Source organism: Streptococcus sp. 27098_8_103 (genome assembly GCF_041432345.1).
GTDB lineage: Bacteria > Bacillota > Bacilli > Lactobacillales > Streptococcaceae > Streptococcus > Streptococcus mitis_BV.
The window spans coordinates 15038-40044 of the sequence record NZ_JAPVZK010000003.1 but is presented as its reverse complement, the minus strand read 5'-3'; the positions used below and the strand labels follow the sequence as shown (position 1 = coordinate 40044).

The window sequence follows — 25007 nt, the reverse complement described above, 5'->3', positions numbered from 1 at the left end:
TTTTTCCTTTTTGCAAGCCTTTTCTTTAATTTTTTTGAACGTAGCAGATTTTTGCAATCAAATCAAAAAAAAGATAGAATATGACTATCAAAAAATGACACTCTACTATTTAAAAGAGTATAAAGGAGTTTTCAATGAGAGAATATGATATCATTGCTATCGGTGGTGGTAGCGGAGGAATTGCTACCATGAACCGTGCTGGTGAACACGGAGCTAAAGCGGCCGTTATTGAGGAAAAGAAATTAGGTGGAACCTGTGTCAACGTCGGTTGTGTTCCTAAAAAAATCATGTGGTACGGGGCGCAAATCGCTGAGACTTTCCATCAATTTGGAGAAGACTACGGCTTTAAGACTACTGATCTTAACTTTGACTTTGCTACCCTACGTCGCAATCGTGAAGCCTATATTGATCGCGCTCGTTCTTCTTATGATGGCAGTTTTAAACGCAACGGAGTAGACTTGATTGAAGGCCATGCTGAATTTGTAGATTCTCATACTGTCAGCGTAAATGGTGAACTGATTCGTGCTAAACATATCGTGATTGCTACTGGTGCCCATCCCAGTATTCCAAACGTTCCTGGTGCTGAACTAGGTGGCTCTTCTGATGATGTATTTGCTTGGGAAGAATTGCCAGAGTCAGTTGCTATTCTAGGCGCTGGTTATATTGCCGTTGAATTGGCTGGCGTACTCCACACTTTTGGTGTCAAGACAGACCTCTTTGTTCGCCGTGATCGTCCTTTACGTGGTTTTGATTCTTACATCGTTGAAGGTCTGGTCAAGGAAATGGAAAGAACAAACTTACCACTTCACACTCACAAAGTCCCTGTTAAGTTAGAAAAAACTGCTGAAGGCATTACCATTCATTTCGAAGATGGTACTAGTCACACAGCTAGTCAAGTTATCTGGGCTACTGGTCGCCGTCCAAACGTTAAGGGCTTGCAACTTGAAAAAGCTGGAGTAACTCTGAACGAACGTGGCTTTATCCAAGTAGATGAATACCAAAATACTGTTATTGAAGGAATCTACGCTCTAGGTGATGTAACAGGTGAAAAAGAACTAACTCCAGTTGCTATCAAAGCTGGACGTACCCTATCTGAACGTCTCTTTAACGGAAAAACTACTGCAAAAATGGATTACTCAACTATTCCAACTGTCGTCTTTTCACACCCTGCTATCGGAACTGTTGGTTTGACAGAAGAGCAAGCTATTAAAGAATACGGTCAAGACCAAATCAAGGTTTACAAATCAAGCTTTACGTCTATGTACTCTGCTTGCACTGACAACCGTCAAGAAACTCGTTTCAAATTGATTACAGCTGGTTCAGAAGAAAAAGTTGTCGGACTTCATGGAATTGGCTATGGTGTTGATGAAATGATTCAAGGATTTGCTGTTGCTATCAAAATGGGAGCAACCAAGGCAGACTTTGATGCAACTGTGGCGATTCACCCAACTGCATCTGAAGAATTTGTAACTATGCGTTAATCGAAACAACAGAAGCTGATACAAATGTGTCTGCTTCTTTTTTGATGTTTTCGAATCGATGAAAACAACTTAACCAATAAGCAAAATCGGCCGTTACAGTTTTTGTTACCTTGTTTTAAAAAATTGGTTGACAATAATTACTCTACGAGTATAATAGTTACTATACATCAGAAAAGAGGTTAACTATTTTGAAAAAAGCTCATATTTATGCTATCCCTGCTATTGGAGCTGCTCTCATTGCTGTTTTGGCACAAATCAGTCTTCCAATTGGACCTGTTCCCTTCACTCTGCAAAACTTTGCAATCGGCTTGATTGCAACTGTCTTTAGACCAAGAGAGGCTGTACTTTCTGTTGGACTCTATCTTCTTCTAGGTGCTATCGGTCTTCCTGTTTTTGCAGGAGGTGGAGCTGGTTTTCAGGCTTTAGTTGGTCCTACTGCAGGCTATCTTTGGTTTTATCTTGTTTATTCTGGACTTACATCCTCTCTAACCAACAGCAAGAGTAGTGTTGTCAAGATTTTTCTTGCAAACCTCTTGGGTGATGCCCTTGTCTTTGTCGGCGGGATTCTCAGCTTACATTTTCTTGCTGGAATGGCATTTGAAAAAGCTCTTGTTGTGGGGGTCATTCCCTTTATCATTCCAGACCTTGGTAAAATTATTGCTATTAGTTTTATTAGCCGTCCATTACTTCAACGCCTTAAAAATCAAGCTTACTTTGCTAACTAAAAAAGGATATCGAGTTGTCATGACTCAATATCCTTTTCTTTTATTTTGACAACTTAGTTACCTTTAAAGGCATCCACCATTGTTTGAAATTCTTCATTTGAGAGAGTAATTCCTTTGCCCATTTTAGTATGATCTGGGCTCCAAGCACGAATATCAAACTTTGCAGGAGCACCATTAAAGCTCACACGGTTGATTTCCTTGGTCCAACCTTTTTCGTTTTCAGAAAGAGTCAACAAGTGCTCTTCGATTTCAAATGTAAATTCTGCCATTTTCTTCTCCTTTTTTAGCTTTCATTAGTTTATTCGTAAAATCTTGTAGATTTTAGGAAAATTTTATATAATATTGATATAAAAGAAGGGAGGCCACTATGAGACATAAATTCCAGCAAGTTCTAGATAAAATACATGACTTTTTAAATGGACATGATCAACCTGACCATACTGAAAGCAACTCCCTTACAGCCACTATTGAAGAGGCTATCCAGAAACAAACCGCTGTTCACCTTATCTTGTCAGAGACAAGTTTTACAGGTGACATCATCAAATACGATCAGCAACGCCAGCAAATTATCGTGAAAAATTTTGCCAAAAATGTGACCCGTATTATCCGCATAAGCGATATTCAACGCCTACGATTTGTCCCTTCAACTGTCCAAACAGCCCAAAAAAATAGATTTAAGAAAGAGTGAGATGTAGTTGCTTCATCCCACTCTTTTTTCTTAGCGAATTTGTTCAAAATGTAAATGAACTGCGATATGATCTCCATAACCACTTCTTTCCAAGTCACGTTGTAGACGATAGGAAATGTAGTGTTCTGCAATGGTAATGTAACCTGCACCCAATAAACGATGTTCAACCAAAGACTGAATCATGCTAATGGTAGCACGTTCCACCTTGGCCTCTTCCAAATCCAAAACCACTTTCTTAGTGACTTGTGCAAGGTTTTGACGTAAATCATCTGTCAATACATAGACAGTCTGGGCTGCCTTTAAGATAGCTTGATAAATCTTATCTGGATTGAATTCAGCAATTTCTCCATCACGTTTGATTACTTGCATAGGTTTCTCCTTTATTCTTTGTTTTCTTTGATTTCTGCCAGCATTTTTTCTTCTTCTGCTGTCAGTTGATAATGTTCAAGCAAATCCGGTCTTCGTTCATAGGTTTTCTTCAAACTCTCATACAATCGCCACTGACGAATCTTTTCATGGTGACCACTCATCAATACATCTGGTACAACCATACCTCGATAATCATAGGGACGTGTGTACTGAGGATATTCAAGAAGGCCAGAAGAAAAACTATCATCTTGGTGGCTGGACTCCTTGCCAATCACTTCTGGAATCAGGCGAACCGTCGCATCAATCATGGTCATAGCCGCCAACTCTCCACCAGTCAAGACATAGTCGCCCAGGGAAATCTCATCTGTCACCAAGGTCTTAATACGCTCATCATAACCCTCGTAGTGACCACAGATAAATATCAGTTCCTCTTCTTTGGACAAATCCTCAGCATAAGCCTGATCAAACTGCTTTCCAGCTGGATCGAGGAGAATAACGCGCGGATTTTTCTTTTCAATAGCGTCAAAGGCATCGAAAATAGGTTGTGCTCGTAGCAACATCCCCTGACCACCTCCGTAGGGCTCATCGTCTACATGGCGGGCCTTTTCAGCATTTTCTCGAAAATTATGATACTGGATATCCAAGAGCCCTTTTTCTCGAGCCTTTCCAACAATTGAGTGCTCCAGTGGAGAAAACATCTCTGGAAAGAGGGTTAAAATATCAATCTTCATCGTCTAACCCTTCTAAGATTTCTACATCGACGCGGTTATTTGGAATATCGACATTGAGAACCACTGGTGGGATATAAGGCAATAACAAATCACGCTTGCCTTTCCGCTTGACCACCCAGACATCGTTGGCACCTGGTTGCAGGATTTCCTTGATGGTTCCAATCAAGTTATCACCCTCATAGACTTCCAAACCGATAATCTCGTGATAATAAAATTCACCATCGTCTAGGTCATTCAAATCTTCCTCAGCAACCTTGAGACTGTATCCCTTGTACTTTTCGATAGCATTGATATGGTACATGTCTTTGAATTTGATAATATCAAAATTCTTATGCTTACGGTGGCTAGCAATGGTCACTGTTTGAACAAACTGATCTTTTTCATCAAACAAAGCCAGCTCAGCCCCTTTTTTAAACCGTTCTTCTGCAAAATCTGTCACAGACAAGACTCGCATCTCACCCTGCAACCCTTGCGTATTGACGATTTTCCCAACATTAAAGTAGTTCATCTTGTCTCCTGTAGTCTCCTTCTTTCCATCTTATTCTGACAATTCTTGAATAATAGTCGCAATTTTTTCGGATTCAGACCACTGTAAATAATGGTGATTCCCTCCTAAAATGAGTTTAGTATTGGAAGTCCAATATTCTGATTCTCTGTACTCTTTTTCTCTATAAGCCTGACAAAAAATAAACACAGGGATATGAGCTTCTACAAATACATTCTCAAAATCTTCTTCAGTAATCTCTCCAGATATCTGAAATCCTGTATATTGATTTTCCAACTCTGAACCTTTTTCTTGCATTATTTCCCAGATTTCTTTATTAATTTCATGACTAAATGTTGCTTGAGTTAAGTTCTTAAAATAAAGTTCAGGACCACACTCCTCAATCAGCCTCATCTGCTCTTCCATTTCTGGATAAGGATTTTCTGAAAAATCAGCAAACATGACGTTTTTAGTTGTCGGTTCAATTGCTACTAAAGCCTGACACTGAATTGGTTTCTTGAGTAATTTGCAAGCTAAAATTCCACTCAAACTATGTGCACAAAGTATATATTCAGAAATCCCTAATTCTTCAAGTACTTTATAAACCGAATCTGCAAGATTATCTAGATTTTTTCCAGTTTGGTCATGAATCGAACTCCTACCTGTGTTCGGAAAATCAATTGTCAAATAACCAATTGTAGGAGGAAGTTTTTCAAGTATAAGTGAAAAATTTTCATAACTCGGTAGCAATCCTGCTCCATTTAGACAAACTAGCATTTTCTTTTGCTTTTGATAAGTAACAGAGAGACTACCAATTTCTGTAGATACTTCAAACCTCTTCATAAAGAAATCCACTCGTTCTATATAATGAATTATTAAAAACCCTTATCCTTTATTTTAACACGTTCCAAGGATTTTCTCAAGTTGGAGGAAGATACATAGAGATGTCGCTATAGTCCAAAAAGTGCTAATAGTTTCCTCTTTAATGTTAATTTATATTTGAAAGATGAGATATTCACATTCCCATTATACATATTACTATTTACTATAAAATGTATACTCGCCAATTTCACCCTGACTTGTTTTCCATTTCATTCTTAAACTAGGCATATTCTCTGGTAAATTTGTATGAATCAATAAGCATGTATAATTCTTTAAATTTTTAACTGTATGCAGTTTATCATTATCAACTAAACGATTACTTTTTGAATCATAGATTAAAGAATAAAATTCTATAATTTCAATATCAACTTCCTTTGGATAAAAAATCAAATGGTTATAATGTTTATCATTTTCATCATGTTTAAACTCATATATATGATGAAATCTCGTATGTAAGGAATCAAATTCGATTGGTTTAATTACCTGAATTTCGATATTATTGATATAGGCCTTATTCTGAAAACTAATTTTTAAAATTACACCTATAAAAGTCGAAATCTGTAAAATTCGCAATAACCAATCAATGTACATTGCCCAATCTATGTTTAAAATACAATCAATGTTCATTCTTTTCCAGTCCCCCTTCAAAAATCCTTCCAAATCCCGATTATGCTGTTACTTGATGGATGCTATTTTACACTTCTCCACACAAAAAAAGCGAGACATCCGTCCCGCCCTTCTTATTTTTCGTCAATAACGATTCTTACTTTTTTGTCTTCAGTTGGGACAGAGTAGACAATCGTTCTTATCGCAGAAATAGTGCGACCCTTACGACCGATTACACGACCCACATCGCTTTGATCAAGATCCAAATGATATTCCAAAAACTCTGGTGTATCTTCAATCTTGATAGTTAAGGCATCTGGTTGTGAAATCAAGGGTTTCACAATCGCAATAATGAGATTTTCAATCGTATCCATCTGTCAACCTACTTTAAACTTATTTTGAGAATTTAGAATCGTGGAATTTCTTCAATACACCTTCTTTTGAAAGGATGTTGCGAACTGTATCTGAAGGTTGAGCTCCATCAGCCAACCATGCAAGAACGCGGTCTTCTTTCAAAGTTACTTGGTTTTCAGCAACAAGTGGGTTGTAAGTTCCAACTGTTTCGATGAAACGTCCGTCACGTGGTGAACGTGAATCTGCTACGTTGATACGGTAGAAAGGTTTTTTCTTAGAACCCATACGAGTCAAACGGATTTTAACTGCCATTTTTAAAGTCTCTTTTCTTATTTTTTATTTCGGTGAAATAGCTAAGCTATTTAGCACATGTTCTATTATATCAGATTTCTGACAGGTGTCAAGAAAAAAACTTGACAGACTATAAAATTCTTAAACCATTTAGAAATTTGTTAGAAGTAGGAAATAAATGTTTGAAAGAGGCTATCCGTAAATACTATTTTAGAAACATTTTATAAAGAGCATCAAGTCAAACTCTTCATATCGCCTGAACGAGATTTGGATACTTGGCTTCTAAATCTCAAGCCTGTTCCCAAACGAAATATCAAGGATTTTAAGAATGATATCTACTAATTAATTTATAAAATATGAATTAATAGATTCTAAATAGGGGAATAATTTAGTTCTGTAAAAATTAACTTCTACACCTATAACGCTTATTCTGATAGACTTTATAACAGTCTAAGAAAAAAAGTAGAGATTCATACAGTATCTAGATTTTCCAAAAATTCCTTATCATCAAATATTATTAACGAAACTATCCAAACCAAATCCGATGCATTGCTTCAAAGAATTCTTTAGTTGTTTGACTAGCGAGGGCTTTTATTAAAAAATTTTTTCAAATAATTGCCACCTTGGCACATAAATTCTTGCTTTCCAAATTTAAATGTGATATATTTATAACATAAAATTTAAGTGTTATATATTTATAACACAAAAAAGGAGTCTATCATGAAAAAAAGTCAAAAAATGCGTGGCCTCATTGCAATGATTGCCGTAGCTCTCTTTATTGATTTTATTGTTTTATTTGGTTCTAATCTTAGTTGGGGACCCAAGTTAGTTATTACTGGTATTTCAGTGTCAGGTCAGATTGTAGCTATTTGGAGCTGGCTACATACGAAACCACGGCCTCATAAGATTCAGAAAGATAAGGGAAAGACTATTTTTGACTTGTCTGCTAAGCTTTACACGATACTTGTGTTGGCAGCAAGCATTTTTTATACAGTAGGGATTTGGGTTGCGACCCCAAGCGAAAGTTCTGGTATTAGAGAATGGATTTTGGGGATTGGCCTCGTTATTGAAGTGATTGTATTTGGTTTTTTCTCTTTGAAAAATGTCAAGGAAACTCCGGACGAACGCTTTTATGCCAATTTAGCAAAGGCAGCTAGCTTGATGTTAGTTTTTACATTAGGCGCACTGATGATCCTAACAGTTATCATTGGGTATATGGGGTCTCTCACTCTTTACATGGGTCAAGTCTTTATTAGCATAGCTGCCTTGATTTTCATCTTTGCGATTGTCTACTTTATCTTGGAACGGAGAGGATAAGCATGGCCAAAGAAAGCAAGATTATTACTAATCTCAAATCTGTTCGTGAGTCGACAGGCATGACCCAGCAGGAGTTAGCCGACCTCATCGGCATGCGACGCGAGACAATTCTGCACTTGGAAAATAACCGTTACAACCCTTCGCTGGAAATGGCTCTTAAAATTGCTCAAGTTTTTAATCTGAAAGTAGAAGACCTCTTTGAACTCAGACAAAAAGAGGAAGCATAATTCTTTTCGAGACCTAGTATTAAGTTCATTGACTAATTAGGAATGGAAGTCAAAAGAAAAAATCCTTTGAAAATGTACTCTTTTAAAATATAGCAATTCTTTCGAATTAACGTTTACTAATTGTGATGCTTTACGAGCTTTCTTAAGATCTGGTTCCCAAAATACTTTGAGTACACTTATGGCATTGATGCCCCAAAACAAGCGACTTTCTGGTTGGCTTCCTATTAAACTGTCTTGTCACTAATATTTGAAATCCCCTTCCTTTTAGGGTACAATAGTAGAAATGAATTTTTGAGAGGAATAGAATGAAAAAACTAGCAACCCTTCTTTTACTATCCACTGTAGCTCTAGCTGGGTGTAGTAGCATCCAACGTAGTTTGCGTGGCGATGACTATATAGATTCTAGCTTGGCCGCTGAGGAAAGCTCCAAAGCAGCAGCCCAATCTGCCAAGGAGTTAAACGATGCTTTAACAAACGAAAACGCCAATTTCCCACAACTATCTAAAGAAGTTGCTGAAGACGAGGCTGAAGTGATTCTCCACACAAGTCAAGGAGATATCCGTATCAAATTCTTCCCTAAACTCGCTCCTCTAGCGGTTGAAAACTTCCTCACTCACGCCAAAGAAGGCTACTATAACGGCATTACCTTCCACCGTGTCATCGATGGCTTCATGGTTCAAACTGGAGATCCAAAAGGGGACGGTACAGGTGGTCAGTCCATCTGGCATGACAAGGATAAGACTAAAGACAAGGGAACTGGTTTCAAAAACGAGATTACTCCTTATCTCTATAACATCCGTGGTGCTCTTTCTATGGCTAATACTGGTCAACCAAACACCAATGGCAGCCAGTTCTTCATCAACCAAAACTCTACAGATACCTCTGCTAAACTCCCTACAAGCAAGTATCCAAAGAAAATCATCGAAGCCTATAAAGAAGGGGGAAACCCTAGTCTAGATGGCAAACACCCAGTCTTTGGTCAAGTGATTGATGGTATGGACGTTGTAGATAAAATTGCTAAAGCCGAAAAAGATGAAAAAGACAAGCCAACTACTGCTATTACAATCGAAAGCATCGAAGTGGTGAAAGACTACGATTTTAAATCTTAAAAACAAAAAATACAGTACCCACTTTCGGTACTGTATTTCTTTTATCCTTATTTTTAAGTTAGATTATTAAAATCCCATATTTGGTCCATCCAGCCTTCATAGAAGTCTGGTTCGTGGCAGACCATAAGGATAGATCCCTTGTATTCTTTGAGAGCACGTTTAAGTTCATCCTTGGCATCCACATCCAAGTGGTTGGTCGGCTCGTCCAACACTAAAACGTTGTTTTCACGATTCATCAGGAGACAGAAGCGTACCTTGGCTTGTTCCCCACCTGACAGAACCTGAATTTGACTTTCAATATGCTTGGTTGTCAAACCACAACGGGCAAGGACTGCACGGACTTCTGCTTGGTTAAGTGCAGGAAAAGCATTCCAGACAGCCTCTAGTGGTGTTTGACGATTTCCACCTTCTACTTCTTGTTCAAAGTAGCCAAGTTCTAGATAATCTCCACGCTCCACTTCCCCAGCGATTGGTGGAATAATACCCAAAAGACTCTTCAAGAGAGTTGTTTTCCCGATACCATTAGCACCAATAATGGCAACCTTTTGATTGCGTTCAAAGGTAAGGTTTAAGGGCTTCGTAAGAGGTCGGTCATAACCGATTTGCAAGTCCTTGGCTTGGAAGATAAAGCGGCCTGGTGTACGAGCTGGTTTGAAATCAAAGGATGGCTTTGGTTTCTCACTTTGGAGTTCGATAATATCCATCTTATCCAATTTCTTCTGGCGAGACATGGCCATGTTTCGTGTTGCAACACGCGCTTTGTTTCGTGCGACAAAATCTTTAAGGTCCGCAATCTCTTTCTGCTGACGTTCGTAGGCAGCCTCTAGCTGAGATTTCTTCATAGCATAGACTTCTTGGAACTGGTAGTAGTCACCAGAATAACGCGTCAGCTGTTGATTTTCCACATGGTAGACAATATTGATAACGTCATTTAGGAATGGAATATCGTGTGAAATAAGAACAAAGGCATTCTCATAGTTTTGGAGATAGCGCTTGAGCCAATCAATATGCTCAGCATCCAAGTAGTTGGTCGGCTCATCCAAAAGTAAGATATCAGGCTTTTCAAGGAGAAGTTTTGCCAAAAGCACCTTGGTTCTTTGCCCACCTGACAAAGAAGTTACATCTGTATCCATGCCAAAATCCATGACACCAAGGGCACGCGCTACTTCGTCAATCTTAGCATCCAAGGTATAGAAATCACGACACTCCAGACGGTCTTGAAGTTCGCCAACTTCTTCCATGAGAGCATCAACATCCGCTCCATCTTCAGCCATTTCCATATAGAGGTCATTGATACGAGCTTCAGCTTTGAAAAGCTCATCAAAGGCCGTACGGAGAACATCACGTACCGACTGCCCTTCAGCAAGGACGGAGTGCTGATCCAAGTAACCAGCGGTTACATATTTGGACCACTCAACCTTCCCTTCATCTGGCAGCATTTTACCAGTCACGATGCTCATAAAGGTTGATTTCCCTTCACCATTAGCACCGACCAGACCGATATGTTCCCCCTTTAGGAGACGGAAGGACACATCTTCAAAAATTGCACGGTCACCAAAACCGTGACTCAGATTTTTAACTTCTAAAATACTCATTTTAATTCCTTATCTTGTTTTTATGTAATCGTTTATAGAGGAGCCAAGCCAGATAGCCACCCAAGGTATTGGTCCACAAATCATCAATTTCAAAGACGCGATTAAAATCAAAGAAAAAGTCCAAGACTAACTGCGTACACTCAATTCCAAGACTCAATAGAAAACTGAAAAAAATCACTTTTCTTGTTTTCCGCAAGTTTGGATGGAGATAAAGGAGTTGAAACACCAAAGGAAAAAGTAAGAAGACATTGAGGATATTTTGTAGAAAAAGCCAACATAATTGTCCAATGTCACTCACTTCACCCAGTTTCCAGAGAGAATTGAAAGGAATCAAAAGAAAAACCAGGTGTCCAAGATGCTGAATACCTGGAGTTTCCACCCCCACGGGAGAATGTTCTTGAGGAGTAAAGCAAAAGTAAACGATACAAATACTATAGAAAATGACTCCCCAGACCAAAACATGATTATAAGTCTTCTTCATCATTAAGGATTGACTGCTGCGACTGCTTTCTGGCGGTCACGTTTCATTGTATTAGAACGCAATTGTCCACAAGCTGCATCAATATCTGTACCATGCTCTTGACGGACGACACAGTTAACCCCTTTTTTCTTAAGCGTATCATAAAAGGCCAGGACGCGCTCTTTAGGACTACGGCTATATTGGTCATGCTCACTAACTGGGTTATAAGGAATCAAGTTTACATAAGACAATTTCTTGATATTCTTGAGCAATTCAGCCAATTCTAAGGCTTGTTCTACACCATCATTGACTTCATTGAGCATGATATACTCAAAGGTCACACGACGATTTGTTGTTTCGATGTAGTACTCAATAGCAGCAAAGAGTTTTTCAATCGGAAAGGCACGGTTAATCTTCATGATGCTTGAGCGCAATTCATTATTGGGTGCATGAAGGGAAACGGCAAGATTGACCTGAACTCCTTCATTAGCAAAATCACGAATTTTATGGGCCAAACCTGAGGTTGAAACCGTAATGTGACGAGCACCGATGGCCATTCCCTTGTCATCATTGATAGTACGAACGAAATTCAAGACATTGTTGTAATTATCAAATGGTTCACCGATACCCATGACAACGATATGGCTGACGCGCTCGTCCTGACCACGCTCATCAAAGTATTTCTGAACCAGCATGATTTGCGCTACAATCTCCCCATTATTGAGGTCACGTTGCTTCTTGATCAAACCAGAGGCACAGAAGGTACAACCGATATTACAGCCGACCTGAGTGGTCACACAGACTGACAAACCGTAGTGCTGACGCATAAGTACTGTCTCAATCAACATACCATCAGGCAACTCAAAGAGATATTTGACAGTACCATCAGCAGACTCTTGCACGATACGCTGTTTCAAGGGATTGACCACAAACTGATCATTAAGCTTAGCAATCAAATCTTTTGACAGGTTGGTCATCTCTTCAAATGACTGGACACGTTTACGGTAGAGCCATTCCCAAATTTGGTCTGCACGGAATTTCTTTTCTCCCTGCTCCAAAACCCATTCCTGCATGGTTTGACGTGTTAAACTATAAATTGACGGTTTCATTTCTTCTCCTTATTCTCTACTCACTTCTGACGAATGACAAAATGACGTTGTCCCTTGTCCTCTTTCTGAGAATGCTGGTCTTTCTGACGACGTCTATTTTTCTTATCTGCATTCGGTTTTCGTTTGGTTTGAGTCGGCTTCTTTCCTTTTCTAGAAGGTGTTTCTTCTTCCTTCTTACGCATTTTCTTGTCAAATGATGCTCGCTTAGGGGCTTCATTTTCTAGGACAAAATAGGCACAACCATAACTACAATACTCTAAAAGGTAGTCTTGTAAACGACTGATTTTTTCAAGTTTTTCTTCTGTTCGATCATCCTTGTAAAAACCTCGTAGGCGAAGCTGTTCGTTGCTCCAGTCTCCCACGACATAATCAAACTTTGTTAAGACTTCTGAAAAACGCTGATTAAAAGCCGTCACATCAAAGGCATCCTTGATATTTTCCACCAAGGAAAAAGCTATCCCTTCCGTTTCGACCTTGTCCCCATGTAAATGGAACTCAGGACCAGGAAACTTGTTATAGTTGTATAATTCAGGTGCAATTTCTTTTCGCATAGATATCCTTTTTTCACGATTACTTAATACTTTATTCTACCATAATTTCTAGCAGTTAGCACGTTTCTCATAAAAATGAAAAAAGTCTGACGATTTTGTCAGACCAAAATAATATAACCTTAAAAAGAGAAGAACAATTCTTCCCTCCAACTATCATTATTTAGCAGCTGCGTACAATTCATCTACTTTGTTCCAGTTGATCACTGAGAAGAAAGCTTTGATGTAGTCAGGACGCACGTTGCGGTATTTTACGTAGTAAGCATGTTCCCAAACGTCCAAGCCCAAGATTGGTTTTTTGCCTTCTGAGATTGGTGTGTCTTGGTTTGCTGTTGAAGTCACTTCAAGTTTACCTTCTTTGTTAACAACCAACCATGCCCATCCTGAACCGAAACGAGTTGTTGCTGCTGCAGTAAAGGCTGCTTGGAATTCTTCAAATGAACCAAATGTTGCATCGATTGCTGCTGCAAGTTCTGCTGAAGGAGCTGTTTTCTCAGGAGTCATCAATTCCCAGAAAAGAGCGTGGTTCAAGTGTCCACCACCGTTGTTGATAAGTGCTTGACGGATATCAGCTGGGATAGATTCTACATCAGCAAGCAAGGCTTCAAGATCTTCACCAATTTCAGGGTGTTTTTCAAGAGCTGCATTAGCATTGTTGACATAAGTTTGATGGTGTTTGTCATGGTGCAAGTGCATTGTTTCCGCATCGATGTATGGTTCCAAAGCGTCGTATGCATATGGAAGATCTGGTAAGATAATAGCCATCTGTAATACCTCTTTTTCTTTCTATATGAAAATGATAACGCAAACATTCACTTTTTTCAAGTTTTTTGCTTATAGATGAAGAAATCACCGAAATACTTTCTAATAATACTCTTTGAAAATCTCTTCAAACTGCGTCAACGTCGCCTTGCCGTAGGTATGGTTACTGACTTCGTCAGTTTCATCCGCAACCTCAAAACATGTTTTGAGCTGACTTCGTCAGTCTTATCTACAATCTCAAAGCAGTGCTTTAAGCAACCTGCGGCTAGTTTGCTCTTTGATTTTCATTGAGTATAAAATAAGCAAATCAGCAAGAAACCCACGACAAGCTAATCCTGACGCGGGCTGGAGTTTCAAAAAAATATCAATTGACCTGACTAGCAATCTGTAAGAGTGCCTTTTCAAAAAGGAAACCTTTTTCATAAAGACCTGTCTTAATCTGATAGTCTGTCTCAATCAAATAAGAAATAGCTTGCTTCAAAAAACTCAAGGAAAGTCCTCGCGAATCTCTTAATGCAAACTTGATTTGATAGGGATTGGGAGTGCGTCCTAGATAACTACCTAAACTATTTGCAATCTGCGCTTCTGTTTGGCCAGACTCCGACAAAATTTTTACCTGAGTAAAAGTCCGAAATTGTCCTAGCATGACTGCAATCAGTTTAATTTCATCTTCCCCTTGCAAGGTCAAATCTCTAACCAAGTCACGCGCCTGATCCATCTTTTTAGTCAGAATAAACTGAGTTAAATCAAAAATATTGTCCTGCAAGGTCTTGGGAATTGCGTTAACAATATCCTCTTCCTCGATAACAGAGTCTTCCTTATAGGACTGTAAAAAGAGGAGATTTTTCTGAATTTCACTAAATTGAAAACCCGACTTGATGAGAAGATTTTCAAAAGAATGATTAGCAAACTGCAGACCTTGTTTCTGGCTCCACTTTTGGAAATACTGGCGCAATTCTTGTTCTTTGGCTTCTACTGCGTCAAAAACCTTGGCATCACGCTTAAGTAATTTTACCAGCCGTCTCTTGCTATCCAGCTTTCCTTCTGCAAAGATTAACAACTTGGTTGTTGGTGAAGGATTATCAAGGTATTCCTCAAACGACTTGAGTTCATCATCTGTTAAAAAGCGTTTCTTGGCTGTTGTGATATCGACAAAATGATCCAATATCACGATTTTTTCATCGGCAAAGAAAGGAAGGCTGACCAGCTCCAGTTCAACATCCTTGTAAACCACTTCTTTCATATCAAAGTAGGCAAAGTTTAGGTCGGCAGAATCATAACCAATCTGTTTCAATACTTGACTCTTCATAACTTCAAACTGACCCTGGTCTGTCCCTGTAAAAAGGCTCAGACTAGGTAAATTTGATAAAGTCAACTTCTGACTTTCTTCAATAGCTAGCATCGTCTCTCCTTTCTTCTGATTTTTTAATGAATTTAATCAATATAGCGCAATTTCCCACGGAAATCTTCTAGGCTTTCGTACCCTTTTTCCGCCATGATTGCTTTCAGTTCATTAGTAATGCGGTCAAAAGTACCAACTCCCTCTTTGTGAAGTGTTGTTCCTACCTGCACCATACTCGCTCCACAGAGGATATGTTCAAAGGCATCACGACCAGTCAAAACGCCACCTGTTCCGATGATTTGAATTTGAGGATTTAAGCGTTGATAAAAGGCATGAACATTAGCTAGAGCAGTCGGTTTGATATACTCACCACCAATGCCACCGAAACCATTTTTAGGACGAATAACGACAGACTCATCTTCTATATAAAGGCCGTTTCCGATAGAGTTGACGCAGTTGACAAACTTAAGAGGATACTTATTAAAAATAGCTGCCGCTTGGTCAAAGTGAACAATGTCAAAATATGGTGGCAATTTAATTCCAAGAGGTTTGGTGAAGTAGGCAAATACTTCTGTCAAAATCCGGTCTGTTGTCTCAAAATCATAGGCAATCTGAGGTTTTCCTGGAACATTTGGACAGGAGAGGTTTAGCTCAGTCAGACCACGAAACTCACTCTCTTGGACTTTTTTCAAGATAGTATGGGTTTCCTCTGGAGACATGCCGACTAGAGATAGGAAGAAAATTCGGTTTGGCTCTTTTTCTTGCAAATCCAAAAGATAATCCAAATAATAGTCTAAGCCATTATTTGGCAAGCCCATAGAGTTGATAGAACCAAGTGGAACATCTTGATAGCGTGGCTCAGGGTTTCCCTGACGAAAGTCCAAGGTCGCTGTCTTAGTCACAAAAGTTCCTGCCACTGAGTTTTTAACCCCTTCCAGCTCCTCTACCGTCATACAAGCCACACCTGCTGCATTCATCAAACAATTGTCAAACTCAAAACCAGCAATTTGCGTTTTCGTTGATACCATGATTCTGATCCTCCAGATTCCTTTTATTGCTAATATTATACCATATTTTCAGATTTTCTCTTTGAGAAAGATATTTACAAGAAAAAGGTTCGTTTTTATCTATTTTTAAAAAGTCTCAAAACTAAATTGATAGAATTTTTAGAAAATTTTTGTTTTTTCTCTTTACAGTTAAAAAAAATTCTGCTATAATGACACACATAATTAAATTAGAATTTAAGGAGAACGATATGACATCTGCTAAAGAATATATCCAAAGCGTGTTTGAAACTGTAAAAGCTCGTAACGGGCACGAGGCTGAGTTCCTTCAAGCTGTTGAAGAATTTTTCAACACTTTAGAACCTGTATTCGAAAAACACCCTGAGTATATCGAAGAAAATATCTTGGCACGTATTACTGAGCCAGAGCGCGTGATTTCTTTCCGTGTTCCTTGGGTTGACCGTGATGGAAAAGTTCAAGTAAACCGCGGTTACCGTGTTCAATTCAACTCAGCTGTTGGACCATACAAAGGCGGACTTCGTTTCCACCCAACTGTAAACCAAGGGATTTTGAAATTCCTCGGATTTGAACAAATCTTTAAAAACGTTTTGACTGGACTTCCAATCGGTGGAGGTAAAGGTGGATCAGACTTCGATCCTAAAGGTAAAACAGATGCTGAAGTGATGCGCTTCTGCCAAAGCTTCATGACTGAATTGCAAAAACACATCGGACCATCACTTGACGTACCTGCTGGTGATATCGGTGTAGGTGGACGCGAAATTGGTTACCTTTACGGTCAATACAAACGTCTTAACCAATTTGATGCTGGTGTCTTGACTGGTAAACCTCTTGGGTTTGGTGGTAGCTTGATTCGTCCAGAAGCAACTGGTTACGGTTTGGTTTACTACACTGAAGAAATGCTCAAAGCTAACGGTAATAGCTTTGCTGGTAAGAAAGTGGTCATTTCAGGTTCTGGTAACGTTGCTCAATACGCGCTTCAAAAAGCAACTGAACTTGGTGCAACTGTTATCTCTGTATCTGACTCAAATGGTTATGTCATCGATGAAAATGGTATCGACTTCGATCTATTGGTTGATGTTAAAGAAAAACGTCGCGCTCGTTTGACTGAGTATGCTGCTGAAAAAGCAACTGCAACATATCACGAAGGTTCTGTATGGACTTACGCTGGAAACTATGACATTGCGCTTCCATGTGCGACTCAAAACGAAATCAACGGTGAAGCAGCTAAACGCTTAGTTGCTCAAGGCATTATCTGTGTATCTGAAGGTGCCAACATGCCAAGCGACCTTGATGCCATCAAAGTTTACAAAGAAAATGGTATTTTCTACGGACCTGCCAAAGCTGCCAATGCCGGTGGTGTAGCCGTTTCAGCCCTTGAAATGAGCCAAAACAGTCTTCGCCTTTCATGGACTCGTGAAGAAGTTGATGGACGTCTCAAAGACATCATGACAAACATCTTCAATACAGCTAAAACAACTTCAGAAACATATGGTCTTGATAAAGACTACCTTGCAGGAGCTAACATTGCTGCCTTTGAAAATGTAGCAAACGCTATGATTGCCCAAGGTATTGTTTAAGATTCATTTGCTTAATCCTCAATCGCTTCGATTGGGGATTTTTAGCTTGAATTAAACAGTTGGAAAATTACTTACTCGCCCCCTTTTTTGCCCCTTTTAGAACAAAAAGAAAAACCGCTACTCCTAAGAATAGCGGTTTAATCATGTTTTTAAGCTACAATGTAGTTGCTCTATTATTTGGCGTTTTTTCTTTTAAAGACTTTTTGCCCAGTTTAACTTCTTAAGAAAGCCAAATGATATTCTCCATTCAATTTAACTGCTACTTTCTCGTGGATAGACTGATTTTTTAAAGAACAAATTTCTCCATATTTCCAACTTTCGTGCTCCCCTGATAATCTAGTGACTGACTTCACTTGATTATCTAAGTTAGCAACTGTAGCACTAAGCTCTTCTTTTGGAATAATTTCTTCAGTAATTGTAAATAATTGTTCCCCTATCTTCAACTCTCTGGCTTCTTGCTCATTGATAGCAAATTCTCCTACTAAGCGAACATTAAATAAGTCAGAAACTTTTATAAGTTCTTCTTTAGAAATATTATCAAGTAGTTTACATTTATAGAAAGTACTATCAATTTTTATGGCAAATTCTCTATTCTTGGTTTGATATAAGTCACCAATCTCCAACAAATCATTCTTTATTTCATCATTGGAATCATCGTAAGATATTTCATAAATATCATAATGATTGCTTACTTTACTTTCAATATCTTCATATAAAATTAATTGATTAGTTACACCATAATGCTCTCCTTTATAATCAAATCGATTATAACTTGAGTCGAGAAATTTAACATCATACTTCTCATATGTGCATCCAGTCAATCCAAGTAAACTTAAGAAAAAAATTACGGAAAGATAGATCTTTTTGAATTTCATAGTTCTCCTCCTAATTTTCTATAGTTAAATTATCAAAAATCAATAACGCCTCTCTCCAATATGTCTTTACAGACTTATTTTGGATATGAAGTAAAGTCAAAACAATTCCCAAACTTCCATCCAAAAATTTAACACTCCCTTCATTTCAATCATAGTATATAATTAAACACCTTTTCTGCTTACAACTACTAAATTAGCAACAAACAATAATAAAACATAAAAAATTAAAGCCAATAAATAGGTTGTGCTTCTAAAATTATTTTCTAAAATTATATTAACTGGCAAAATTACTGGAATCCAAAAAATATTAAGAAAAACTTTATTTGTTGCAAATAATATAAATAAACTTTCTACAACAGCAATAAGTAAATTGCCACCTTTCGCAATAAACAATGTCAATAGCATGTGGAAATGATTTAGCAATATTAGTAATAACCAACTAACTATTCCTACGTAAAAATAATATGAAAAGTGTTCTAACTCTATACCTACAACTACCCATAAAGGAATAGTGAGTAAAGATAATAGTAAATCTAACACAAAAATTTTCGCTCCCCATATACTGGCTGTATTTCTCGAGCCTTTAATATTCTGATAATTATTAGCATTGATTTCTTGTTCAGATACTAATAAAGTGATTATCGTAGTTATCATACAATAGCCTAACATGGGTAAAAAGATAATATTTTCCAATACAATCGTGTTATTTACAGATAATATGTAAATTGGAATTGTCAATAGTTGTATAGTAGACAAAATCAAAATAATGTATAGTTGATACGAATCTTTAAATTTAATCATTTCACTTTTTAGCAATTGGATCATTACTTAACCTCCAATTTAACATTAACAAAGAAACAATAAATAGAATCAATGATAGAAATACGGTAAATACTACCATTTTAACGTCTGTTACATGATTTGTTAAATCTAAATCTCCTGACGGTTTTATATACATAAGACTATAAGCAATTTTATAATGATATGTAAAAGGAAAGAAGAACCAAAAGCTACTTTGAGCGATAAAAGGTGCAACCAAAAAACAAATCAAGGAGTTAATAGATACTAAGATATAGGGGTTGATCTGTTTCGAAAATAGATACAAGAGTGGCAATACCCATATGGATGTTATCGAAATAAGTACTAAACAAATTAAGTCACCAATTATATTCAATGATATTAAGTCGCCATACAAAAAATTACTTGTAAATAATAATATAGCTAAAAACCATACGTTCGAAATGAGTAAATCTTTTAATTTTAAAAGTATCTTTACGATATATATTTTTATGCTATCATTTCGAAAGTATATATTCTGGAAGTTTCCTGCAGCTTCTTCTGCTTTATAATCATATAAAAATAACAATCCAATAAGCGTGTACAAAAAGACGGCTTCCCACCAATATATTGAAAAACTTTCTAGAATACTCGGTCCAACAAGTAATACAGCTATTAAAATCGACAATCCAAGAGCTATTATCAAGAATTTTTTGGATGTATTTTTTCGCTGTTTTAACCATTCTGATTTAAATATTTTTATCATATTGCGTCACCTCCATGAACAATTCTTATAAATAAAGATTCTAAATCATCACTTTGAACATTCGAACCATCGTAAAAAATTTGACCATCATGTAAAATAACAACTTTATCTGCCACTTTACTAACTTCATACAGTTGATGGCTAGATAAAAGAATTGTCATTCCTGATTTCTTTAAAGAAATCATTAAATTCAACAATTCCTTTATACCATCTGGATCCAATCCATTGGTAGGTTCATCTAAAATGAGCAAATCTGGACTAGTAATTATTGCCATACCTAATCCCAAACGTTGTTTCATACCTAAAGAAAAGCTCCCTGCTTTTTTCTTTCCCGTATTAGATAGCCCAATCAAGTTTAATACTTCATTAATTCGTTCGTCAGAAATGTCATATAACAATGCTCTTGTTTTTAAGTTATCATAAGCAGATAAGTTCATGTAGATAGCTGGAGTTTCAATAAGAGCTCCAATCTCATATATACACGCATTTTTTTTCCCATTAAAAATAACCGTACCACTATCAGCATTTTCAAGACCAAAAATAATCTTCATAATTGTTGATTTTCCTGCACCATTAATACCTAATAATCCACAAATACTCCCCTCTTTTATTTCAAAAGAAATATTTTTCAGTACTTCTCTATCCTTATATGATTTTCTAAGTTTTTGAACTTGTATATTCATAACTATAATTCCTCCTTGTTTTATACTTGTATGTTATACTTTATTTTTCAAAATTTGTTCAGAATTTCCAATTTTACAAAATTAAAAAAATAGACAGTCCTCAATTTAGAAAACCATCTATTTTTATACATAACTATTATATGGAAGCTATCTAATATATCCTTACAGAATTATTTTTTAATAAGCAACGTCACTTGAGCGCCACCTCTATCTGGATTTGATAAAAACAATTCTCCTAAATGTCTAGTTGCAACTTGTTTAGCAAATGCTAACCCTAAACCATAGTGCTTATTATTCCTACCTTTATTCTCAGTATAAAATAACTTATCTGCATTTAATAAGGACTGTTCAGTAAAAGGCAGACCATTATTCCACACTACAAAATTAATATACTCTGTTTCCTCAATGATAGTAAGCGTAACTTTTTTTCTCCAGAACTATATCTTGCTGCATTTGCTAAAATGTTAATTAATGCCCGATTTAAATTAAAGCGATTTCCCTTAAAAAATATTAATTTTGTAGTATTAATAATTTTGAAATCAACCTTTGCATTATTCATTACAGATTTCGCTTCTACTGACAGCTCACTTAAAAATTCGGATAAATGTATCTGTTCTCCATAATCTTTATCTTCAATTAGTAATCTTGAATAATCAATCATTGAACTAAAGTATCTTTCAAAAACTACTATACTGTTATTCATTGACTGAGTGTATTCCTTCTGTTGAACAGTCAAGTTAGTTAATTCAAGCAACTCTAAATTTCCCTTTAGTACTGTTAAAGGAGTTTTTACATCATGAGCTAATGCACCAACTTGAAAAGATAAATCTTCCTTCTCCCTTCTCTCTGATTTGAGTAAATTAGTTAACTCGTCGTCCTTTTGATATAATACAGAAAGAATTTCATCGAACTCTTGTATTTGAGCAGGAATGTTTTTATCTTTAAATGTTAACTGTCCCATGTTTAAAGTCTTTTTTTGTATGAGGAGAAAATTATTTGAAAATTCTTTTATTAATCTTGTAAGTGACCAAATGAGTAAAATTGTTTCGATAACGAAGAAAAATAAATAAGAAAATAGATTAAATGAAAAGTGACGCAAATTCGGATTAACAAACTCAGGTATCATGGGTTGCCTGACAGTAAGTACAATCTCTGAATTAGCGTAATACCCATAATACACTGCATCATTACTTATGGATTCATTTTTAGCAAAAACTTCTCGATAGGCTGGCAAATCCTTTTTTTGATAGTTGCCCTCTTCAATTGTACCCGTCTTGCGATTAAATACAACATAGTCAAATATAGAGTTATTCATTGCTTGGACTACATCACTTAAATTGCTGCTATCACTCACTGAAATTTCCATTTTAGAGCCGTATACATTTAATTGTCCAGTAAAAACAAGTAAATAAGTAAATATAAAAAATAAAAGTATACTCAGTAACGTACCTGTTACTAGTTCTAAAACAGTCCTTATTATGCGTCCTCTAATTGTACTCTTCTTACTCATGCCACTTGTATCCCATACCTCTAACTGTTTTTATAGGATTAATTCCATACGATGAGAATTTTAATCTTATTTGATAGATATACTCAGATATTGAACGAAAGAGGGTTTCAGCATCATCATCATAAACATTTTCATATATATCTTGTACAGTAAAAATTTTTCTTGGATTGCTAGATAATAGCTCTATGATATCATATTCCCTACTTGTAAAAGCAAGACTATCTCCATTAATACAAACAATTTTTTCTTGTAAATAAATCGTTATTGGGGATAATTCTCGAACAATTTGATTACTTAATTCACCTTGTTTGTATCGTTCTTCTCGTTTGAGATTTGCAGCAACTTTAGCAATTAATTGATTGATGCTGAAAGGTTTTGTAATATAGTCATCTCCTCCTAAATTCAATCCTGATACTATATCATCTTCGGTGTCTTTTGCACTAACAAAAATAATAGGGGAGCTTACTTTATTTCTAATCTGCTTACAAATTTGCATACCATCTATATTAGGCATCATTACATCTAATAAAATCAAATCAAATCCTTTGAAATTATTAATATTGATTGGTGCAGTCACTTCTTGATACGTCGTTACCTGATAGTTTTTCATCTCTAAAATAGTTCGCATCAATTTCAAAATTTCAAAATCGTCATCTACAACTAATATCTTATACATTCTATCACCTCAAAAAATTTTAGAGAACTACCTGCAATGCTCCGTATTTCTGACAAAGAATAGTCTCAATACATCAGTTTGTAATGTAAATTAAATTTTTAGAAACTAGTATAAATCTATTTTACACTATCTTGAACAAAATTCGTAATATTTAATAATATAATTTGAGTGCCATCAATATCATTTCTTATCCAGCAGAAATAACCATAACTTTCCCATCTATATGTGAATAATCCTCCCCCTTAAGTTCTCCAACGTAATGTTTCAATGCTTCTTGATTATTTTAATCTAGACCCTCATCACCTACTGAAGCAACAATTATTGAACCTTGACATTTGAGATTGTATCAGAGAAAATTCAGATTTTATTCAGAGAAAAAATCATCTTTACACTACTAGTGAAATTCAAATTTAAGAAAGAATCAATTTCTAAAATTTTTCATGTCCTAAAAAAACGGAATACGTTTTGAACTTGTTCAGATTATTTTCTATCCCTTCTTCCACTTATGCCCAGCCCAGCCTGCCAAGACAAGTAAAGCAAGGTTAAAAATGATAAAGAAATGTGACCTTTTCAACTTTTCTTTTCAAGATAGGTTGAGTATTCCTATCCTCCTCATTCTCAAAAAGAATTTTAGGTAATTTATAATACCGTTCTGAAGTTTGGTATTGATTTGCGGTAATTCGTTTCATAGCGCCCCTCCAAGTTCTTTGAGTATTAAATCTCCACTTTATTCCAATCGAACCAAGCCACTTTTTTCTAATTCAGCCATACGAGAGATGGCTTCAACAATATCAATTCCCATTTCACGTACTAAAAATGAAATGACAATATAGCGTGATGATTGTAATTCTTTTGTCATTTTCCCTCCTGAAAATAAAAAAAGGAGAACAATATTCAATTGTTCTCCACGATAAATTTGTTAAAAAGAAAAACCCTGCCAAATTAATTTTTGGTAGGGTTTTTGGTAGGAAACTAAATTAATTTATCAGTTTCTAAAATGTGTTCACGATTCTAAAAGGCTGATACTATAGTATTCCGATTTCTAATTGGTATATGCCTCTTATTTAAGAGTAACTGAAGCTCCAGCTTCTTCCAATTTAGCTTTGATTTCTTCAGCTTCTGCAGTTGCAACGCCTTCTTTAACAAGTGCTGGTGCACCGTCAACAAGTTCTTTAGCTTCTTTAAGACCAAGACCTGTGATTTCACGTACAACTTTGATAACGCCAACTTTTTTGTCGCCTGCAGATGTCAATTCAACGTCGAATGAATCTTTAGCAGCACCAGCGTCAGCAGCACCAGCTGCAGCAACAGCTACAGGAGCAGCTGCAGTTACACCAAATTCTTCTTCGATAGCTTTTACAAGGTCGTTCAATTCAAGGATTGAAGCTTCTTTAATTTCAGCAATAATGTTTTCAATGTTCAATGCCATTGTTATTTCCTCCAAATATGTTTTAAATTTATAATAGATTTTCGTAGCTAGGCTACGCTGCGTAGCTTAAGATTAAGCTGCGTCTTCTTTGTTGTCTGCAACCGCTTTGACTGCAAGAGCAACGTTGCGCACTGGCGCTTGAAGTACAGAAAGGAGCATAGAAAGAAGTCCTTCGCGGTTTGGAAGAGTTGCAAGTGCAAGAATCTCTTCTTTAGATGCGACAGCGCCTTCGATTGCACCACCTTTGATTTCAAGTGCTTCAGCGTTTTTAGAAAAGTCGTTCAAGATTTTCGCTGGTGCGATAACATCTTCGTTAGAAAATGCTACTGCAGATGGTCCAACAAATACAGATGCAAGATCTTCAAGACCAGCTTTTTCAGCTGCACGACGCAAGATTGAGTTTTTAATCACTTTATACTCAACTTCGCTTCCACGAAGCTCACGACGAAGAACTGTATCTTGCTCAACTGTCAAACCACGAGCGTCTACAACGACGATAGATGCAGCAGCTTTCATTTTCTCAGCTACTACGTCAACTAGTTCCGCTTTTTTAGCAATAATTGCTTCACTCATTAGTGTGTTCACCTCCGTAATTATTTTGCTTGGGGA

At 36.8% G+C, this 25007-nt stretch carries 32 protein-coding genes and 1 pseudogene; 7 read left to right on the top strand and 26 right to left on the bottom strand.

All coding sequences use genetic code 11. The features are described 5' to 3' along the window. Positions 1–134: 134 nt before the first annotated feature. Complete coding sequence (gene gor / locus O3599_RS01320; protein ID WP_033684941.1) at positions 135–1481, top strand: glutathione-disulfide reductase; 1347 nt, start codon at positions 135–137, stop codon at positions 1479–1481. A 188-nt stretch (positions 1482–1669) separates the two neighbouring features. After that, a complete protein-coding gene (locus tag O3599_RS01315) occupies positions 1670–2206 on the top strand; it encodes a biotin transporter BioY (RefSeq protein WP_023946412.1) in 537 nt (178 codons plus the stop codon). A 53-nt stretch (positions 2207–2259) separates the two neighbouring features. On the opposite strand, the gene O3599_RS01310 is transcribed toward O3599_RS01315, so the two are convergent. Beyond that, on the bottom strand, positions 2260–2475 hold the full coding sequence (locus tag O3599_RS01310; RefSeq protein WP_000807422.1) for a YdbC family protein: 216 nt from the start codon (positions 2473–2475) through the stop codon (positions 2260–2262). A 98-nt stretch (positions 2476–2573) separates the two neighbouring features. On the opposite strand from O3599_RS01310, the gene O3599_RS01305 reads away from it, so the two are divergent. Then, entirely contained in the window at positions 2574–2894 is a 321-nt protein-coding gene (locus tag O3599_RS01305) for a hypothetical protein (protein ID WP_084926479.1), read from the top strand. A 30-nt stretch (positions 2895–2924) separates the two neighbouring features. Here the strand turns inward: O3599_RS01305 and O3599_RS01300 are convergent, their stop codons facing one another. The 7 genes from O3599_RS01300 to rpsP all read right to left on the bottom strand — a co-directional run bounded on the left by O3599_RS01300 (position 2925) and on the right by rpsP (position 6632). Then, positions 2925–3263, bottom strand: a complete 339-nt coding sequence (locus tag O3599_RS01300; RefSeq protein WP_001196038.1) for an ATP cone domain-containing protein — start codon at positions 3261–3263, stop codon at positions 2925–2927. An 11-nt stretch (positions 3264–3274) separates the two neighbouring features. Next, the gene (gene trmD, locus O3599_RS01295; RefSeq protein ID WP_125393001.1) at positions 3275–3994 is read right to left on the bottom strand and encodes a tRNA (guanosine(37)-N1)-methyltransferase TrmD; all 720 of its coding nucleotides are present in this window, start codon (positions 3992–3994) and stop codon (positions 3275–3277) included. Further along, positions 3984–4502 (bottom strand): ribosome maturation factor RimM, encoded by a 519-nt coding sequence (gene rimM / locus O3599_RS01290; protein ID WP_125393002.1) that lies wholly within the window; start codon positions 4500–4502, stop codon positions 3984–3986. Before rimM ends, trmD begins: the two co-directional genes overlap by 11 nt. A 30-nt stretch (positions 4503–4532) precedes the next feature. After that, positions 4533–5321 carry an alpha/beta fold hydrolase gene (locus tag O3599_RS01285; RefSeq protein ID WP_371511761.1) on the bottom strand — a complete coding sequence of 263 codons (789 nt, stop codon included), beginning with the start codon at positions 5319–5321 and terminating at the stop codon, positions 4533–4535. A 195-nt stretch (positions 5322–5516) separates the two neighbouring features. Continuing rightward, the gene (locus O3599_RS01280; RefSeq protein WP_247939434.1) at positions 5517–5987 is read right to left on the bottom strand and encodes a hypothetical protein; all 471 of its coding nucleotides are present in this window, start codon (positions 5985–5987) and stop codon (positions 5517–5519) included. A gap of 113 nt (positions 5988–6100) precedes the next feature. After that, positions 6101–6340, bottom strand: coding sequence for an RNA-binding protein KphA (kphA, locus tag O3599_RS01275; RefSeq protein ID WP_000379617.1), 240 nt, complete (start codon positions 6338–6340; stop codon positions 6101–6103). A gap of 19 nt (positions 6341–6359) precedes the next feature. Beyond that, positions 6360–6632, bottom strand: coding sequence for a 30S ribosomal protein S16 (gene rpsP / locus O3599_RS01270; protein WP_000268760.1), 273 nt, complete (start codon positions 6630–6632; stop codon positions 6360–6362). A gap of 699 nt (positions 6633–7331) precedes the next feature. On the opposite strand from rpsP, the gene O3599_RS01265 reads away from it, so the two are divergent. The 3 genes from O3599_RS01265 (at position 7332) to O3599_RS01255 (ending at position 9264) form a co-directional block, all read left to right on the top strand. Then, positions 7332–7928 (top strand): DUF3796 domain-containing protein, encoded by a 597-nt coding sequence (locus tag O3599_RS01265; protein WP_000749556.1) that lies wholly within the window; start codon positions 7332–7334, stop codon positions 7926–7928. A gap of 2 nt (positions 7929–7930) precedes the next feature. Further along, positions 7931–8155 carry a helix-turn-helix transcriptional regulator gene (locus O3599_RS01260; RefSeq protein WP_001041097.1) on the top strand — a complete coding sequence of 75 codons (225 nt, stop codon included), beginning with the start codon at positions 7931–7933 and terminating at the stop codon, positions 8153–8155. Between the two features lie 305 nt (positions 8156–8460). Further along, a complete protein-coding gene (locus O3599_RS01255) occupies positions 8461–9264 on the top strand; it encodes a peptidylprolyl isomerase (RefSeq protein ID WP_247939433.1) in 804 nt (267 codons plus the stop codon). Between the two features lie 53 nt (positions 9265–9317). Here O3599_RS01255 and O3599_RS01250 read toward each other — a convergent pair whose 3' ends face one another. The 7 genes from O3599_RS01250 to O3599_RS01220 all read right to left on the bottom strand — a co-directional run bounded on the left by O3599_RS01250 (position 9318) and on the right by O3599_RS01220 (position 16108). Beyond that, positions 9318–10859 (bottom strand): ABC-F family ATP-binding cassette domain-containing protein, encoded by a 1542-nt coding sequence (locus O3599_RS01250; protein WP_247939432.1) that lies wholly within the window; start codon positions 10857–10859, stop codon positions 9318–9320. Between the two features lies 1 nt (position 10860). Next, a complete protein-coding gene (locus O3599_RS01245; RefSeq protein WP_247939431.1) occupies positions 10861–11343 on the bottom strand; it encodes a VanZ family protein in 483 nt (160 codons plus the stop codon). Next, entirely contained in the window at positions 11343–12428 is a 1086-nt protein-coding gene (gene rlmN / locus O3599_RS01240; protein WP_000804760.1) for a 23S rRNA (adenine(2503)-C(2))-methyltransferase RlmN, read from the bottom strand. The genes O3599_RS01245 and rlmN overlap by 1 nt, the downstream gene beginning before the upstream one ends. A gap of 20 nt (positions 12429–12448) precedes the next feature. Beyond that, on the bottom strand, positions 12449–12979 hold the full coding sequence (locus tag O3599_RS01235; protein ID WP_247939430.1) for a YutD family protein: 531 nt from the start codon (positions 12977–12979) through the stop codon (positions 12449–12451). A 156-nt stretch (positions 12980–13135) separates the two neighbouring features. After that, the gene (gene sodA, locus O3599_RS01230) at positions 13136–13741 is read right to left on the bottom strand and encodes a superoxide dismutase SodA (RefSeq protein WP_000974733.1); all 606 of its coding nucleotides are present in this window, start codon (positions 13739–13741) and stop codon (positions 13136–13138) included. Between the two features lie 361 nt (positions 13742–14102). Then, entirely contained in the window at positions 14103–15140 is a 1038-nt protein-coding gene (gene holA, locus O3599_RS01225; protein WP_247939429.1) for a DNA polymerase III subunit delta, read from the bottom strand. A 32-nt stretch (positions 15141–15172) separates the two neighbouring features. Further along, positions 15173–16108, bottom strand: coding sequence for a dihydroorotate oxidase (locus tag O3599_RS01220; protein ID WP_247939428.1), 936 nt, complete (start codon positions 16106–16108; stop codon positions 15173–15175). 227 nt (positions 16109–16335) lie between these two features. On the opposite strand from O3599_RS01220, the gene gdhA reads away from it, so the two are divergent. Next, positions 16336–17682, top strand: a complete 1347-nt coding sequence (gdhA, locus tag O3599_RS01215) for an NADP-specific glutamate dehydrogenase (protein WP_247939427.1) — start codon at positions 16336–16338, stop codon at positions 17680–17682. Between the two features lie 212 nt (positions 17683–17894). Here the strand turns inward: gdhA and O3599_RS01210 are convergent, their stop codons facing one another. The 11 genes and pseudogenes from O3599_RS01210 to rplJ form a co-directional block, all read right to left on the bottom strand. Further along, positions 17895–18557 (bottom strand): NisI/SpaI family lantibiotic immunity lipoprotein, encoded by a 663-nt coding sequence (locus O3599_RS01210; RefSeq protein WP_049502159.1) that lies wholly within the window; start codon positions 18555–18557, stop codon positions 17895–17897. Positions 18558–18719: 162 nt separating this feature from the next. After that, on the bottom strand, positions 18720–19382 hold the full coding sequence (locus O3599_RS01205) for an ABC transporter permease (RefSeq protein ID WP_247939426.1): 663 nt from the start codon (positions 19380–19382) through the stop codon (positions 18720–18722). Beyond that, positions 19360–20100 carry a lantibiotic ABC transporter permease gene (locus O3599_RS01200; protein ID WP_371511755.1) on the bottom strand — a complete coding sequence of 247 codons (741 nt, stop codon included), beginning with the start codon at positions 20098–20100 and terminating at the stop codon, positions 19360–19362. Before O3599_RS01200 ends, O3599_RS01205 begins: the two co-directional genes overlap by 23 nt. Next, on the bottom strand, positions 20097–20783 hold the full coding sequence (locus O3599_RS01195) for an ABC transporter ATP-binding protein (RefSeq protein ID WP_247939424.1): 687 nt from the start codon (positions 20781–20783) through the stop codon (positions 20097–20099). The genes O3599_RS01200 and O3599_RS01195 overlap by 4 nt, the downstream gene beginning before the upstream one ends. Before the next feature lie 170 nt (positions 20784–20953). Then, positions 20954–21160 carry a hypothetical protein gene (locus tag O3599_RS01190; RefSeq protein WP_261013928.1) on the bottom strand — a complete coding sequence of 69 codons (207 nt, stop codon included), beginning with the start codon at positions 21158–21160 and terminating at the stop codon, positions 20954–20956. Beyond that, the gene (locus O3599_RS01185; RefSeq protein WP_371511752.1) at positions 21160–22293 is read right to left on the bottom strand and encodes a histidine kinase dimerization/phospho-acceptor domain-containing protein; all 1134 of its coding nucleotides are present in this window, start codon (positions 22291–22293) and stop codon (positions 21160–21162) included. Before O3599_RS01185 ends, O3599_RS01190 begins: the two co-directional genes overlap by 1 nt. Next, a complete protein-coding gene (locus O3599_RS01180) occupies positions 22286–22969 on the bottom strand; it encodes a response regulator transcription factor (protein WP_153198769.1) in 684 nt (227 codons plus the stop codon). Before O3599_RS01180 ends, O3599_RS01185 begins: the two co-directional genes overlap by 8 nt. A gap of 611 nt (positions 22970–23580) precedes the next feature. Next, a pseudogene (locus O3599_RS01175) lies at positions 23581–23658 on the bottom strand (replication initiator A domain protein); the annotation flags it as partial. 38 nt (positions 23659–23696) lie between these two features. After that, positions 23697–23828 (bottom strand): hypothetical protein, encoded by a 132-nt coding sequence (locus O3599_RS01170; protein WP_261017601.1) that lies wholly within the window; start codon positions 23826–23828, stop codon positions 23697–23699. A 201-nt stretch (positions 23829–24029) separates the two neighbouring features. Further along, on the bottom strand, positions 24030–24398 hold the full coding sequence (gene rplL, locus O3599_RS01165; protein WP_001196965.1) for a 50S ribosomal protein L7/L12: 369 nt from the start codon (positions 24396–24398) through the stop codon (positions 24030–24032). A gap of 72 nt (positions 24399–24470) precedes the next feature. Next, on the bottom strand, positions 24471–24971 hold the full coding sequence (gene rplJ, locus O3599_RS01160) for a 50S ribosomal protein L10 (RefSeq protein ID WP_001287277.1): 501 nt from the start codon (positions 24969–24971) through the stop codon (positions 24471–24473). Positions 24972–25007: the final 36 nt, after the last annotated feature.